Raw genomic sequence first — 16,271 nt, 5'->3', positions numbered from 1 at the left:
TCACCGACCGGATCCGCGAACACATCAAACTCACCCACCCCACCGAACAATTCCCCTACGGCACCCGCGAAACCACCAACAACATCGACCTCGACCACATCCAGCCCTACAACCCCCTCGGCCCACCAGGCCAGACGAACACCCAGAACCTCATACCGCTGAGCCGCTTCGGGCACCGGGTGAAGACGCACGCCGCCGGCTGGAAAGTCCGCCGAATCGACACCACAACGATCGAATGGACCACACCCCACGGCTTCGTCTTCCGGGTCGACCGCACCGGCACCCACCGAGTCATCAAGGGCATACCAGATGACTGAAGCCAGCTAGCCACACCGCGACTGCCACTCGAGACCACGGTGACCATACCGATCAACCAGCGAGCCCTCAGCGGTCGGCCCTGGAAGTCCCTCAGAGTAGGCCCGGGCCTGGACGAGCCTCGAAGGCAGTGCGGGTGGAGCCCGACCACGGCGAGGCTGAGCAGATCCGCGCCGCTGACCAGATCCGCGCCGCTGAGCAGTGGCCGTCGGCTGAGCGGTGGCCGTCTGCTGAGGCACGGCGGCTGCCGAGGCGCCGTGATCGCCCGGCCTTGTTGTCGATCCTCACGTACGGTGCGGCCGAAAGGGTGATCGGATCGGCGCGACCGGTGCTGCTCCTGGTCGACAACGTGGACTCACGCACGGGTCTTGGACGTCCTCCATCCGTGCCGGGGCGAACCGCAGGCCATGCGTCGAGTGTCTGCGTACCCCTTGGAGAGCGCACGAGGGGACGCAGCATGAACCGAGCACCCACGCCGTTGGCTGCGACCTAGATGGCCAACCCGAGTTGATCGAACCCGCCGACACGTTCAGCGGTGTCGCATCCACGATGAGCACCGATATCCACTGCCGGATCAAGGCCGGCGTCCTGACCGGCGTTGACGTCGACCGATTCAACGCTGCCGACGCCGAACACGTTTCAGCGGCGTTCGATCAGGTCCTTGAGCGCGTGGAGATCGGCCAGTACGGCGTTCGCGTCGCGGGCGAACTCGTCGTCGGTCATCTCCGGCCTTCGGCGGAGGGTGAAGACGACCTCGCAGCCCGCACCGTCGGCGATGACGCGCATCGGGTTGTAGAAGGTTTCGCCCGACGGCAGCGTGACCTCATGGTCGAGAACCGTGTACTCGTTGCTCTCGGCAAACTTGACGATGATCCTTCCCATCAGAGACTCGGCAACCCAGTCCCCGTCGACCTGTTCGATCGAACTGCACAACCCGGGTGCCCACTCGGGCAGATTCGCCGGGTTGGACGCGTACGCGTACACGTCCCCGGCCGGCCGGTCGATGTACGCGCTCAGATGTCGTGACGTGCTCATGATTCTGACCCTAGCCAGCCGCCACCAGGCTTGTCTTGAACGAATCGGCCATCAGGTGTCGCCCTCGGACCGGCGTCCTGAACCGGTCCGAGGGCGACGAACAGGAGAGCCTCAGCTCAGGATGGACTCCCAGATGGTGCCGCTCGAGGTGGCGTCGGCGCGCAGACGGTCACGGGCTGCGGTGTCGCCGTACAGGCCCCAGCGCATCCAGTCCACGAAGGTGTTGCGGGCGCGCGAGTCGCTGAAGTAGCTGCTGTGATCTCCGCCGCGGAAGGTGAGGAACGCCTTCGGTGCGGGTAGTTCGCGGTAGGCCTGGCGGGCAGAGGAGTAGGGACAGACCTGGTCCCGGTCGCCATGGACGAACAGGACCTTCGCCCGGACCGAGGAGGACGGGTTGCCCATGTCCACACAGGCCCACGGGGCTGCCGCGACGATTCGCGAGTCGGGCCAGGCGGTCAAGAGGCCGTGGGTGGTCATGCCGCCCATCGAGTAGCCGGACGCGCCGACGCCGACCGAGGTGTTGATGTGGCCCCGTAACGGGTCGTTGGTCGCCGTGTTCAGTGCGAGGGTGCCGGTGATGGCTACGGATGCATCCTTGGAGTGGTTGCCGTTGTAGGCATCGCCGATGGAGCTGCCGAAGTGTGGCGCGGGCACGATGAAGCCGGCCGCCGCCAGCGGACGGATGTGCCCGAGCGCGCCCTGGGGACTGGCGCCGGAGCCATGTGTGTACTGGCAGACCGGGAAGATGCCGTCGGCAACGGGTGCGTTGGTGGTCGGCCCACTGCCGGGGCTGCCTTTGGCGGGGTAGTAGACGTAGGTGTTCACGCGACGGCTGCCGCGCCACCAGGTGTACTGGCGGACACCTACTGCGAACGGTGTGGTCGGTGCGCCGGCCAGCGGGCCGGCGAGGGCTTGTCCGGCGCCGAGGGTGGCGCTTGCGATGCCTGCGGCGCTGAGGCCGAGGAAGGTACGACGTTGCATGGTCATAAGAAACTCCCTGCTCAGTTGCCGATGGCGAAGCTGGGGTGGGGCGGCTGGTTGTAGCCGGTGTTCTGCCAGGCGACGGCCAGCCGGTATTGACGGTCCTGCATGAGTGAGGGGCGGGTGATGGTGGTGGTGTCGGTGGTGGAGTAGATGCGCAGGGCACGGTTGTCCGAGGTCCGCCAGATGACTTCTTCGCGCCAGTCGCCGAGGATGTCGGCCGACAGTGCGGGTGTTGACTTGGTGCCGTTGTTCGAGGAAACGCCGGAGCCGGTGAGCAGGCGGGTGTCGCCGCCGGTGCCGTACTTGCTGATCGCCGTTCCGTCGAGCAGCTCCCGCTGGGCGTCGCCGTCCCACCAGATCACGAAGTTGATCGACCCCGGCTTCCGCGAAGCGACCTGACCACCGGTGGTTCCGCTGCGCAGACCGCCGACCGACGCCGACCAGGCTTCGGCGCCCCGGTTGCCGGCCCAGATGTCTGCGGCCACTGCGCGGCCGTTGTCACAGCCGCAGGATGGGGCACTCCAGATGATCTGACCGGTCCGCGCGTCACCCATCCAGTGGGTTGGCTCGCTGGTCCACTCGGACGGCTTGAAGACCTCGAGTCCTGGGCGGGAGGGGATGAAGTCGCTGACGTGGTAGGCGTCGCCGTGGTGGGTGTTGTTCTGCCACAGCCCGCGCCCGTTGTCGTCGATTGCCATCGACCCGTACATGACCTCGTCACGGCCGTCTGCATCGACGTCGGCGATCGACAGGTTGTGGTTGCCCTTCCCGGACCATTGGCTGCCGGCGCTGTTGGAGTCGAAGATCCAGCGCTGCGTCAGTGCACCGTTGCGGTAGTCCCAGGCCGCGATGACGGATCTGGTGTAGTAGCCACGGGCCATGATGATGCTCGGCCGCGTGCCGTCCAGGTACGCCGTACCGGCTAGGAAGCGGTCGACGCGGTTGCCGTAGTTGTCGCCCCACGAGGAGACGTTGCCGCGCGGTGGCTGGTAGTTGGCGGTTGCCAGTACGGCGCCGTCGGTGCCGCGGAACACCGACAGGAACTCGGGGCCGGCGAGGATGTAGCCGCTGGAGTTGCGGTGATCGGCCGATCCGTTGCCGATGACCTGGCCGGTGCCGGATCGGGTGCCGTCGGCGGTCTTCATGGCGACTTCCGCCTTGCCGTCGCCGTCGTAGTCGAAGACCTGGAACTGCGTGTAGTGCGCGCCGGCCCGGATGTTGCGACCGAGGTCGATGCGCCACAGCCGGGTGCCGTTGAGCTTGTAGGCATCCAGATACGTGTTGCCGGTGTAGCCGCTGTGTGAGTTGTCCTTGGCGTTGGTCGGATCCCACTTCAGCACGATCTCGTACTGACCGTCGCCGTCCAGGTCACCCACGCTCGCGTCGTTCGCGGTGTAGGTGTAGTTCTCTCCGGACGGTGTCCGGCCGCCGGGTGGGATCTGGAGCGGTACGTCGCGGCTGCTGGCCATGATGCCGGCCTCACCAGGAACGGCGTTGAGGGTGAGTGAGTCTTCTGCCGCGAACTTCGATGCCCGCTCGACGCCGTCGGCGACCGCGCGGACGACGTACTTGGCGCCGGTGGGCGCACCAGTGTCCACAAAGCTGGTCGCGCCGCTGACGGGCGCCTTGTTCACCTTGACGCCATTGCGGTAGACGTTGAAGGTGGTGCCGGCCGGGTCGTCGGCGAGCTGCCGCCAGCTGACCCGGTTGCCTTGACCCGTGTGCACGCTGATCAAACCGCGGTTGAGCTGCTCGATCCGCGGCGCTGCGGTCTGCGTTTCGTTGCCTAGCGGCGCTTTGTAGGTCGTACCAGCCGAGGTGCCAGGCAGTAGTCCGACCAAGGTGATGCCGGCGACAGCGACTGCCAGCCGCCTGCCGATGGTGAAGTGACGCATGGGTATTCCCTTCGCAAGAGAGAGGTCAGGACTGCTTGGTCCACTGCTGGCCGGGGCTGCCGTCGCAGCTCGCTACGACCAGTGGTGTGTTGTCGGTGGTGGCGCCGCCCGCTGCGCCCAGGCAGCGACCGGACAAATCGTTGGTGACCGTTCCGTTGGCGTTGACCGTCCACTTCTGGCTGCCACCGCCGGAGCAGGAATTGATCGTCACTCTCGTGCCCTGCTGGGCCGCTCCTGCGTCCATGCACTTGGGGTTGTCGTAGACCCGCAACTCCTTCGCGGAGGTCTCGGTCCAGCGCTGGTTCGGGTTGGTGTGGCAGGTCCACAGGAGCAGCGCGGCGCCGTTGACCTGAGAGGCGGCGTTGACATCCGCACACTTACCCGAGCTATTGACGAGGTTGTACGTCGTACCGGTCGATCCGCCCGGGATGAGCGGGCAGCTGCTCTGGTACGACGTGATGCCGGTCCAGTCGACCAACGGGCACAGGAACTGCTGGTAGCGCGTGTCTTGGTCGACGAAGATCTTCAGCCAGGGGATGACCTTGCGCATCATCACCGAGTTCGCAGAGGTCGGGAAGCCGTGGCCGGCGCCGGTCAGTTCGAGGTACGCCTTCTCCGTCGTCGCGGGGATCGCGTTGTACAGGTTCCTGACGCTCGAGGGGGTGACCGTGCCGTCGCGCTGCCCGGCCAGCAACATCGAGGGAACTCTCATGCCGGACGTACCCTGCGACGGGCTGAATGGCGCGAGCCCGACCGCGGCCTTCAACGAGGGGCGACGCAGCGCCGCGGAGATCGCGCCGCCGCCACCCATCGAGTGGCCCATCACGGCCAGGCGACTCGCGTCCACCCGGCTACGCACCGAGCTGCGCTGGGTCAGGTAGTCCAAGGCCGCCAGCAACTGAGTGCCGCGCGCGGTGTCGAAGTCGTTGCGGCTGAGGGTGTCGATCCCGATCACCACGAAACCGAACGAGGCGAGCCATGGTCCCATCCAGGCACCTTCGGCCGCCCAGGTGGCTGTGTAGCCCGGCACGATCGCGATGGCGCCGAACGTGCCCTGGCTGGTGTCGGTCGGGTAGTAGATCTTCGCGGCGGCGAAGCCGTTGCCGCCGCCGACGCTCACCTCGGCCGTGGCGAAAGTACCGCGTGACGCCGCGATGCTGGCCTGGGTGGGGTTCGGTCCGCGCTCGTAAGGATTGTCCGCGGCCGAGGCGGGTGCGGTCGAGATGACCGAGGCGACAACGGCGGTGACGGCGACGAGGGTTGTCGACGTTCGGCGGAACAGTCGACCTAGGGAGCCGTGTGTTCGCCGGGGGCGTTGGCCGGATCCGGACAGTTTGGCGCTTACTGCAGTTCTAGGCATGGGGCGATACCTCTTCTGTGTCCTGGGTGGAACAGGCGGAGCAGGGCCGTGAACGTGCACAGTCGCTGACGGCAGCCTGCTGCCCATGATGAAAACTTATCGAGCACAGCATGGCAAGAGGCTGCACGCGAGAAACTGTGCACGTGCACAGCCAGGGATCTCGCCGGTGACCTCTTGTGGCCGAGGGGCGTGGGAGTTAGTTTGTTCCGCAGCCAAACTAATCTACGTGTGAGAGCGCGATCTGTGGATGAGTTCGCGTCTTCAAAGGGAGTTCTCCGTGATCGACTTGCCTGTGGGCGGCGTACCCAGCCGTCGTAAGTTTCTTGGCCTCCTGGGCACTGGCGCCGCTGTTGCGGCGGGCGGTGGCGCGCTGAGCGGCTGTTCCTCCGGCGGCGGTGGTACCGGCACTGAGGGTCGGGCCGAGGTTGAGGGCAAGTTGGCGGGCTTGCTGCCTGCCTACATCGCTTATGAGGCAGTCAAGCCGGATCTGCCGGGGGAGAACGGCAGCTCGCCAGGCTTCCTCAAGTACCCGAGCGAGCTCAAGCGAGCGGTGCCGAACAAGCCGGTGACCAGTGGCAAGGAAGTCACCGCGATGACCCCGCTCTGGGGCCCGGCGCCACCCGGTCTCGGCAGCAATTCCTACTTCGACGCCAACAACGAGCGCATCGGTGCGCCGGTGCGGTTCAACATCGTGGACGGAGCGGCGTACCTCGACAAACTCGGTCCGCTGCTGGCGGCCGGCAACGTTCCTGAGCTGACGGTGATGATGGGCTGGATGGCTTCGAACATCACCCGGTTCAGCCAGGCGGCCGACAAGCTGTTCGAGGACCTGACGCCGTACTTGGCCGGTGACAAGGCCAAGGAGTTCCCGATGCTGGCGAACCTGCCGACCCGGGCCTGGGCCTACGGTGTCTGGAACAACCAGCTCAAGGCGGTTCCGTATCCAGGGACAGGCATTCCCTGGGCACTGTTCTACCGGAAGGATCTCTTCGACCAGCACGGTGTCCAGGCGCCGAAGAACATGGACGATGTGCTTGCCCTGGGCAAGCAGCTGACCGATGCCAAGGTGAACCGGTGGGCCTTCGGGGCGATGGTGCCCGAGGTGGCGCGCGCCTTCCGGGCGCCGGCGGGCTGGCACAAGGACTCGGCCGGCAACCTCAAGCACCAGATCGAGACGACCGAGTACGAGGAGTCGGTCGCCTTCAATCGGCGGCTGTTCCAGTCCGGGTACGTGCATCCGACGGTCATCGCCAATCCGTCGGCCGACGTGAAGCCGCTGTTCGAGGGCGGCCAGGTGCTGATGTATCAGGACGGGCCGGGTTCGTGGGCGGAGGCGTTGCAGCGGCAGTTGCCGATCAACCCGAAGTTCAACATGCAGGCGGTGCTGCCGTTCGCGCACGACGGTGGTGAGCCGATCGTCTGGAAGGGTGAGCCGGCCGGGATCTTCACGTTCGTGAAGAAGGGTCTTGGTGAGGCGCGGATCAAGGAACTGCTCGGTGTGCTGAACTACACGGCTTCGCCGTTCGGTACCGAGGAGGCCGTCATGTGTGCCTACGGTCAAGAGGGCAAGCACTACGTCAAGGAAGCCTCGGGTGCGCCGAAGCTCACCGCCCTGGGCGCGAAGGAAGTGGCCAACACCTACATCTTCCTGGGCGGTCGCCCGGCGGTGATCAGCGAGAGCCAGTATCCGGGCTATGTCGAGGCCATGCACGCCTGGGAGAAGGCCTGCGTCAAGTACGCCCAGGAGAAGCCGTTCGAAGGCATCCGGGTCGAGCAGCCGTCGAAACTGGCGGCACTGAGCCAGCCCTTCGACGACAAGGTCCAGGACATCCTGCGCGGCCGCCGCCCGGTGAGCGACCTGAAGGTCGCCCTGGCCGAGTGGCGCAAGAACGGCGGCGACGAAGGCCGCGAGTTCTTCGCCAAGGTGCTCACCGACAACGGTCGCTAGGGGGCTGACACGACGACTTTTAGCGGGGCTTGCTGGACTTTCGATTGGCGACGTACAAAAGCGGGAATGCTTCGGTCAGCGAGGTACCCCGCTCCGCCCCGATCGAAGGAGTACCGATGTCGCCTCTATTCCGTCCTGCCCAAAAGTTCCATCCCGCCCGGAGGGGGCGACGTTCTGTCGCCTGGTCGGCCGCACTGCTGATCGTCTTGTCCGGACTGGTGACCGGACAGGCTCGCGGTGCTGTTCCGCCTCAGGAGCCCGGTGTGACGCTGCGGGTGTTCGACCTGCAGACCGGGCTCGACAAGCTGTGCCCGTTGAAGCCTGGTCAGACACCGAACGTCGACAAGTTGATGCCGGTCATCAACTGGACCGCCGACTCGGACTTCGGCATTGCCGACAGGTTCGTGTCCCAGGTGACCGGCAATGTGAATATCGCAGCCGCTGGGCGTCATGAGTTCCGGCTGACCAGTGACGACGGGTCGCGGCTGCTGATCGACGACAAGCTGGTGATCAACCACGACGGACTGCATGCGTCGACCCCGGCGACCGGGTCGATCGAGCTGACGACGGGGTATCACGGGCTGCGCATCGACCACTTCGACAACGGTGGTGGGCAGGAGGTCAAGCTCGAGTGGCGGCCGCCCAACGTGGAGAACTTTGTCGTTGTCCCCAACTCGGCTCTCAGCACCGACTCAGGTGTGGTCCGGGTGACGTCTCCAGGCCGGAAGGAGTGCGAGGCGTCGTCGGATTCGCCAGGTGACGGTCTGCCGCTCACCACCGTCAATCCCGGCTACACCCTCACCGACCTGCGGCCGGCCGGGTTCGAACCACAGGTCACCGGTATGGATTGGCTGCCTGACGGGCGGCTGGCGATCACCACCTGGGGCGGCTCAGGCGTCGTACAGGGTGAGGTTCATCTGCTGAGCAACGTCACTGGGAACACGGACCCGACGCAGGTGCGCACCCAGCGCATTGCAACCGGCCTGCGGGAGCCGATGGGCATCAAGTACGTCGACGGCAAGTTGTACGTCTCGGAGAAGAACCGCCTCGTCGAACTGAACGACACCAACGGCGATTGGATGACCGACAACTACCGGACGGTCGCCACCTGGCCGTACGGAGGGAACTTCCACGAGTTCGCGTTCGGGCTGCTCTACCGGGACGGATCGTTCTACGTCAACCTGTCGGTCGCCATCAACGAAGGCGGCGCCACGACAGACCCGCAGCCCGCGGCGAACCGCGGCACCTCGATCCGGATCGACAAGGCCACCGGCGCCGTCACCTATGTCGCCGGCGGACTGCGCACTCCGAACGGTCTTGGCTGGGGTCCTGAGAACGATCTGTTCGTGACCGACAACCAAGGTGGCTGGCTGCCGGCGAACAAGCTGGTCCGCATCCAGCAGAACCGTTTCTTCAACCACTACACGAATCCGCCCGGCCAGTTCGACTCCAGGCCCGTCACGACACCGGTCGTATGGCTGCTGCACAACGAGATCGCCAACTCACCGAGCAACCCGGTCCTGCTGTCGAGCGGTGTGTTCAGCGGGCAGATGGTGTACGGCGACGTCACGTACGGCGGCCTCCAGCGAGTGTTCCTGGAGAAGATCAACGGTGAGTACCAGGGGGCGGTGTTCCGCCTGACCCAAGGCCTCGAATCAGGCGTCAGTCACCTCAGCCTCGGTCCCGACGGCTCGATCTACACCGGCGGAATCGGTGCCGGAGGCAACTGGGGGCAGGAGGGCAAACTGCGGTTCGGCCTGCAGAAGCTGACGCCGAACACCACCAGCACCTTCGACATCCGCGCCATGCGTGCGGTGGCCGGCGGCTTCGAACTCGAGTACACGCAACCGATCTCCACCGAGACAGCGACGAACCTGGCCACGAAGTACCGCGCACAACAGTGGCGCTACCACCCGACAGTCGAGTACGGCGGCCCGAAGGTCGACGAGGAGACGTTGAACGTGACCTCGGCAACCGTGTCGGCCGACCGCAAGAAGGTCAACCTGCAGATCGCAGGCCTGAAGGCCGGTCGCGTCGTCCACCTTCGCTCGCCGCGCCCCTTCGCTTCCGAATCCGGTACGCCGCTGTGGAGCACCGAGGCCTGGTACACCGTGAACTCCCTGGTCGACGGTCCGGCCGCGAGTACGACGTACGAGGCAGAGAAGGCTGCCCTGGCCGGCAATGCCGGGACGAACAACAATCACGCGGGATACCTGGGGACCGGGTTCGTGGACGGCTACTGGAACCAGGGTGCCTCGACGACCTTCACCGTGTCGGTTCCGTCGGCGGGGGTCTACAACGCGGGCCTGCGCTATTCGAACGGCCCGAACCCGGTCGGCAACAAGACACTGAGTGTGTACGTCAACGGCACCAAGGTCAAACAGACGCGATTGGCGAGCACCGGCGTCTGGAACAGCTGGGCGGTCGAGGCCGAGCCGCTGCAACTGGCTGCCGGCACGAACACGATCTCCTACCGGTACGACGCCGGGGACAGCGGCCACGTGAACCTCGACAACGTCACCATCACCGCCCGTCAGCGCATCCAGCTCTTCAACGGCACCAACCTGGACGCCTGGGAGAAGGTCGGCGGCGGGGCGGCAACATGGCCGATCTCCGGCGGCTCGATGGAGACCCTGGGCGGTGACATCCGCACCAAGCAGCAGTACGGCGACTTCAAGCTGCACGTGGAGTGGTACGAACCCCACTATCCGCCCGAACAGACCGGCCAGGCCCGCGGTAACAGCGGTGTCTATCTCCAGGAACGCTACGAGATCCAGGTCCTGGAGTCTGCCGGTCTGCCAACGGCGAACAACATCGCCGGCGCCATCTACGACAAGAAGGCCGCCGACGCCAACGTCGGCACACCCTCAGGCACCTGGCAGACCTACGACATCACCTTCCGCGCAGCCCGCTACGATGCGGCCGGCAAGGTCGACAACGCCCGAGTCACTGTCGTCTGGAACGGCACCACCGTCCACAATGACGTCGCCATAGACGGCGGCACCGGCGGTGGCATCAGTGAAACCGCCGCTCCCGCCGCCATCCGCCTCCAGGACCACAACGACCCAGGCGACAATCCCCGCTTCCGCAACATCTGGATCGAACCCATCGCCTGACCCAACCGCGAGACGCCGCAACCCAAGCTCTGGGCTGCGGCGTCTCGTCGTGTTACGGCAAGGTGCGCGGGCCGCCGGGCTCGAGAGTGTCGACCAAGGCACCCGAAGGATGAGCCTTGGCACGGTTCCGCTCGGCAGCGGTTGCCTTGCGGGTGTCGTCGATGTAGGCGTCGACATCGACGCCTGCCTGCTTTGCGCCTTCTTCGACGACCGAATACGTCTGCGAAGCCAGTGCGTAGGCGGCGCTGTAGTCGTGGCGGGCAAGCGCGTTCTTCGCGAGTCCGAGCAGGAGATCAGCCCGGCGCAGCTCGTCGTGCGCTCGCTCGGCCCGCGGCGCCGCCAGAGCCTTTGCAGCCAGGTCGTTGGCTGCCTCGTTGCGGGCGGCAGTCTGGAAGCGGTCCATGTTGTCGCGGTCGAACTGGCTGAAGTCCCAGTTCAGGTCGATGTAGCTCATCATCGTGTTCGAGTAGTCGCCGAGCCAGGCGAAGTACGTCGCTCCGCTCGGACCGAAGTCCACACCCGAGGTGCTGTCGTACCCGTCGTGCGGATGTGACAGGCCGAGGTGATGTCCGGTCTCGTGGATGATCGTCGTGGTCAGGCCGTACCCGCTGGTGATGATCGACTCGTTCAGGAAGTTGAAGACGTAGCTCTGGGTGCCGTCCTCGTAGTTGTCGTCGGCGAATCCGAGTGCCGGGGTGTCCAGTTCCGGCGGTACGGCGTAGTTGAAGATCGGGAGCTCGTAGTCGACCTTGCCCTGATCGTCCTGCGTTCGCGCCAGCTCCTTCTTGTTCTGCAGGAACAGGTTGGCGAACGCCGGATAGCCCAGCTCGGGGTAGCAAGACTTGTTGACAAGCAGCAACTCGTAGCAGCGCTTGGCGTCACCGGTGTAGGGAAGGTCCTGGCTGTCGTAGCTGAACTTGTTCCGCCAGGCCAGCTCCGAGAGCTCCGACAGCACGAGCTTCTTGTCGATGTAGTCGGTACTCGCGTCGACACCCGGCCATCCCTCGTAGGTGTTGCTGTCGAGGTTCACGGTTTCGGACGGCGTACTCGGCGGAAGCTCGACCGGATACAGCGGTGAGCTGGTGAACAACAGGTCCAGCGCCACGTAGCGCACCAGCTTCACCAGATCTCCGGTGAGTTCGCTCGGTGCGCGGAATCCGCCGGCGGTGTACTCCCAGGCGACCGGGATCCGGTAGTCGGCCTCGTCGTCGCCGTCGAGATCGGCATCATCGACGTTCCAGCTTCCCGACGAGGCGTCCGGTCCCGCTGACAGGTCGTGGAACCAGACCCGGCGAGTGCGACCGAGGCCGTCCTCCTCGTCCTTCGCGGTCGTGCCACCCCAGGCGACGATCTTCCGGCTGTCACGTTGGGTGCCGAAGTTGTAGCCGGTGTCCGGGTCGGGCTCGTTGGTTTTGGTGTAGACGTGGTACTTGAAGTCCGCCCGGCCGAACCAGTTGATCAGGAAGACGGTGTTCCTGGTGGTGTCGATTCCAGGCGGCGGGTTGTTCGCCAGCCAGCGTTCGACGGTCGGAGCGTCGATCGCGACACTCTTGTCGATGGTCCGGACGTTGCCGTTCTGTGCGTTGTAGTCCTGCTGGAACTTCGTCAGCGCCGCGGGCCGAGCCAGCTTCGCCAACTGCGCGAAGAACCGATCCTGATAACGCTTCGATGTCGTCGTGACCCGGTAGTCGTACTGGTACGTCAGCCCGAGCTCCTCCGTCACGCCATAGCCCAAGCGACTGCGGACGACCGGCCGCGACGATGAGGGAAGGCCGGCGCGGAGTCGCTGGGGATCGACCTGCCCAGCCTGATAACCCACCAGGACGACGTTGACGGGCAGCTTCTCGACGAGCTTCGGCTGTCCGCCTGGTTCGAGATGACGCAAGGGCGGCGGGGGAGCACTGTTGGCTGTCGTCGCTGCCATCGCGCTACCAGCGATGACGGCGAGCGCTGTTCCCAGCAGCGCGACCAAGCGGATCCGTTGCATGTATCGGCACCTTTCACGGGCGGATGGAGCCGACGGCGCACGAGCCCAGGCATCCGGCCGTCAACTCCCGTTCGCACATGCTGCCACAGCCCACCCCCGGATCCGCCGAAACTGACCGCTTGATGCCGCTACCCGGATCTGCGGCCGGAGAAAGTTGTCGCGGGGTTGTCGATTCTGGACGCGAGTCTTCGACGCGGTGGTGAAAGCACCCCACCAGAGGAGACCGAGATGGCAACCGTCACCACCACCCCGACCGCCGTCACCACCCGCACCCGGACCCTGCTCACGGCCGGTGCGGTCGCCGGGCCGCTGTACGTCGTCTGCTGGCTCAGCCAGGCCCTGACACGGGAGGCGTTCGACCTGACCCGGCATCCAGCCAGCCTGCTCGCGAACGGCGACCTCGGCTGGATCCAGACCGCCAACTTCATCGTCGCGGGACTGTTGTCGCTGGCCGGCGCGGTCGGGCTCCGCCGTACCCTGACCGGCCGGGGCAGCCGCTGGGCGCCGCGGCTGCTCGGCGCGTACGCGGTCGGGCTGCTCCTGGCCGCGGCATTCCCCGCCGACCCAGCCGCAGGCTTCCCGGCCGGAACACCCGCCGACTACGCCGAGATCAGTCTTCGCGGGATGGGCCACTTCGTCGCCGGCACGATCGGCTTCACCGGTCTGATCGCCGCATGCTTCGTAATGGCGGCCCACTACCGCAGCACCGGTCGTACCGGCTGGGCCCGCTACTCCACCATCACCGGCATCGCCTTCTTCGCCGCCTTCGCCGGCCTCAGCGCCGGCGCAGGCACCCCACCCACCATCCTCGCCTTCGGCGCCGCCATCATCCTCGCCTGGACCTGGATCACGGCCACCTGCTTCCACCACCGCCGCTAGCAGAACCGTCGCGATATTGGCGGCACCGCACGCCCGGAACAGGTTTCGCGGATTGCCGAAACCTTTCGGATGACCTTGCTGGCAATGTCAGCAAAGTCGCTCTTCGAATAGTTTCGGACTGCCTTCTAGGCAAGGGAAAGGCTGACAACGACGGTCCGAAAATCTTTCGAAGAATACTGGGGAATTCACTCTTGATTTATCGGAGCCGGATGTCCACGATCACTGCGTGACGTCACCCGACAACTGACCGCCCCCAGAAAAGGTGAGCTGCATGATCAGAAGAAGCCTTGCGGCGTTGGCCGCCGGCGCCCTGGCCGCCACCGGCCTCGTCGTACTCGTCCCGACCGCCGCGGAAGCCGCCACCACCCTGGGCGCCTCGGCGGCCCAGACCGGCCGGTACTTCGGTACCGCGATCAGCGCCGGCAAGCTCGGCGACTCGACGTACACGACCATCGCCAACCGCGAATTCGACATGGTGACCGCCGAGAACGAGATGAAGCTCGACGCCACCGAGCCCAACCAGAACCAGTTCAACTACACCGCCGGTGACCGGGTCGCGAACTGGGCGACCAGCAACGGCAAACGCCTGCGGGGACACACTCTCGCGTGGCACTCCCAGCAGCCGGGCTGGATGCAGAACACGAGCGGCACCGCGCTGCGCAACGCGATGCTGAACCACGTCACCCAGGTCGCCACCCACTACCGCGGCAAGATCTACGCCTGGGACGTGGTCAACGAAGCCTTCGCCGACGGCAGTTCGGGCGCCCGGCGTGACTCGAATCTGCAGCGCACCGGCAACGACTGGATCGAGGTCGCGTTCCGGGCGGCCCGGGCCGCCGATCCGGGCGCCAAGCTCTGCTACAACGACTACAACATCGACAACGCCGACCACGCGAAGACCAAGGCGGTGGTGGCGATGGTCCGCGACTTCAAGAGCCGCGGGGTACCGATCGACTGCGTCGGCCTGCAGGGACACTTCAACAGCGGCAATCCGGTGCCGAGCAATTTCCGGACGACGCTGTCGACCTTCGCCGGGCTGGGTGTCGACGTACAGATCACCGAGCTCGACATCCAGGGCTCCGGCACCGACCAAGCGAACAAGTACCGCCAGGTGACGAACGACTGCCTGGCGATCTCCCGCTGCAACGGCATCACCGTGTGGGGCGTGCGCGACACCGACTCCTGGCGGCCCGGTGACACACCCCTGCTGTTCGACGGCAACGGCAACAAGAAGCCGGCGTACACGGCAACGCTGGAAGCTCTCAATGGAGGAGCTATACCGACTGATTGCCGCAACGGGTACGTCGCACTGACGTACGACGACGGCCCGAACCCCGGCAACACCCAGGCGCTGCTCAACGCGTTACGGGCGGCCGGAGTGCGGGCCACAATGTTCAACACCGGGCAGAACGCCGCGGCCAACGCTGCTCTGGTCGCTGCCCAGGCGAGTGCGGGCATGTGGATCGCCAACCACAGTTACACCCATCCGCACATGCTCACACTGAGCACGAGCGCGATGTCGTCGGAGTTGTCCCGCACCCAGACCGCCATCCAGAACGCCGGAGGCGGTACGCCGAGACTGTTCCGACCGCCGTACGGCGAAACGAACGCCACCCTCGAGTCGGTCGCTTCTGGTCTGGGGCTGAGGACGATCACCTGGGACGTCGACTCCCAGGACTGGAACGGCGCCACCACCGCGCAGATCGTCCAGGCCGCCGAGCGGCTCACGAACGGCCAGAGCATCCTCATGCACGACCAGTACGCGACCACGGTCGCCGCAGTTCCCCAGATCGTCTCGGGCCTGAAGAGTCGTGGCTTGTGCGCCGGAAAGATCTCCCCGACGACCGGCCGCGCCGTCGCCCCCGACGCTATCGACCCGCCACCCGGCGGCGGCTGCACCGCGACGTACTCCGACGGCCAGTCCTGGCCTGACCGCTTCAACGGTCAGGTTGCGGTGACCGGCTCCAGCAACTGGACAGTCACCGTCACCGTCTCTGCCCCGCAGAGGATCATCGCGACCTGGAACGCCGCCGTCAGTTGGGACAGCACCGGAAACGTCATGACCGCCCGCCCCAACGGCAACGGCAACACCTTCGGATTCACCATCCTCCACGGCGGCAACCAAACCCGCCCGTCCGTGACCTGCACCGCCACCTGACCCGGCCGCGGACCAAGGCCTTCACGATCAGGGGGACGTGACGTCGCGTAGTGCTGACGGATCCTGGACGTGCGCGCTGTGCCCGAGGCCGGGCAGCGTGACGACCTGATCGTGCAGCGCGGCCAGCTCGGCATCGGTGTTCATCGGGTCGAGCTCGCCGCGCGCCAGGACGACATCCGCCTCGCTCGCCGCGAGGAGTTCGGCCATCTTCGGCGCACCGACCCCGAAGGTGGCCGGATCCATGGCCAACCGCCACCGCCCGTCGACCTCCAGCAACCCGTGATCCACCGACTCGTCCGCCGGATCGACCAGCCCCTGCAGCCCGGACACCTTCAAATACCGGGCAGCTGCCTCCTCCCGGCTGCCGAACCACGCGACCGGTTTCTGCGCCAACGCAGCCGCCTTCGCCAGCTCCTCATCGGTCCAGGACACCTTCACACCAAGGGCGATCACGCGGTCGACCTGTACGTCGTACCGCCCGCCCGCCAGCTCGAGCGCGATCACCCCACCCAACGAGTGCCCCACGATCACCAGCCGCCGCCGTACCGGCAAAACCTCAGCCAGCTCGGCCGCGATCGACGCGAACGTGTACCG

The 16,271-nt window shown here is 66.0% G+C and carries 10 protein-coding genes and 1 pseudogene; 5 read left to right on the top strand and 6 right to left on the bottom strand.

Annotated elements, in window-relative coordinates:
- Positions 1-317 (top strand): annotated as a pseudogene (locus E1261_RS45555) (hypothetical protein); the annotation flags it as partial.
- Positions 318-954: 637 nt separating this feature from the next.
- Here the strand turns inward: E1261_RS45555 and E1261_RS33820 are convergent.
- From E1261_RS33820 to E1261_RS33805, 4 genes are all read right to left on the bottom strand, one after another.
- Positions 955-1,350 (bottom strand): SRPBCC family protein, encoded by a 396-nt coding sequence (locus tag E1261_RS33820; protein WP_132413763.1) that lies wholly within the window; start codon positions 1,348-1,350, stop codon positions 955-957.
- Positions 1,351-1,461: 111 nt separating this feature from the next.
- Entirely contained in the window at positions 1,462-2,337 is an 876-nt protein-coding gene (locus E1261_RS33815; RefSeq protein ID WP_132413762.1) for an alpha/beta hydrolase family protein, read from the bottom strand.
- 14 nt (positions 2,338-2,351) lie between these two features.
- Positions 2,352-4,229, bottom strand: a complete 1,878-nt coding sequence (locus tag E1261_RS33810) for a rhamnogalacturonan lyase (protein WP_132413761.1) — start codon at positions 4,227-4,229, stop codon at positions 2,352-2,354.
- A 25-nt stretch (positions 4,230-4,254) separates the two neighbouring features.
- Positions 4,255-5,589 carry a poly(ethylene terephthalate) hydrolase family protein gene (locus tag E1261_RS33805; RefSeq protein ID WP_132413760.1) on the bottom strand — a complete coding sequence of 445 codons (1,335 nt, stop codon included), beginning with the start codon at positions 5,587-5,589 and terminating at the stop codon, positions 4,255-4,257.
- A 277-nt stretch (positions 5,590-5,866) separates the two neighbouring features.
- Between E1261_RS33805 and E1261_RS33800 the strand changes: the two genes are divergently transcribed.
- Positions 5,867-7,537, top strand: a complete 1,671-nt coding sequence (locus E1261_RS33800; protein WP_238176591.1) for an extracellular solute-binding protein — start codon at positions 5,867-5,869, stop codon at positions 7,535-7,537.
- 116 nt (positions 7,538-7,653) lie between these two features.
- Positions 7,654-10,653, top strand: coding sequence for a 3-keto-alpha-glucoside-1,2-lyase-like domain-containing protein (locus E1261_RS33795; protein WP_132413759.1), 3,000 nt, complete (start codon positions 7,654-7,656; stop codon positions 10,651-10,653).
- 52 nt (positions 10,654-10,705) lie between these two features.
- Here E1261_RS33795 and E1261_RS33790 read toward each other — a convergent pair whose 3' ends face one another.
- Entirely contained in the window at positions 10,706-12,640 is a 1,935-nt protein-coding gene (locus E1261_RS33790) for a zinc metalloprotease (RefSeq protein WP_132413758.1), read from the bottom strand.
- 228 nt (positions 12,641-12,868) lie between these two features.
- On the opposite strand from E1261_RS33790, the gene E1261_RS33785 reads away from it, so the two are divergent.
- Both E1261_RS33785 and E1261_RS33780 read left to right on the top strand, forming a co-directional pair.
- Positions 12,869-13,519: a DUF998 domain-containing protein gene (locus E1261_RS33785; RefSeq protein ID WP_132413757.1), complete on the top strand. Its 651-nt coding sequence runs from the start codon at positions 12,869-12,871 to the stop codon at positions 13,517-13,519.
- Positions 13,520-13,790: 271 nt separating this feature from the next.
- Complete coding sequence (locus E1261_RS33780) at positions 13,791-15,677, top strand: endo-1,4-beta-xylanase (RefSeq protein WP_132413756.1); 1,887 nt, start codon at positions 13,791-13,793, stop codon at positions 15,675-15,677.
- 27 nt (positions 15,678-15,704) lie between these two features.
- Here E1261_RS33780 and E1261_RS33775 read toward each other — a convergent pair.
- Positions 15,705-16,271: alpha/beta fold hydrolase (locus tag E1261_RS33775; protein WP_132413755.1), on the bottom strand; the 567-nt coding region annotated here is incomplete at its 5' end.

This window comes from Kribbella albertanoniae, from assembly GCF_004348455.1.
GTDB classification, from domain to species: domain Bacteria; phylum Actinomycetota; class Actinomycetes; order Propionibacteriales; family Kribbellaceae; genus Kribbella; species Kribbella albertanoniae.
This window is presented reverse-complemented; position numbering and strand designations above follow the sequence as displayed.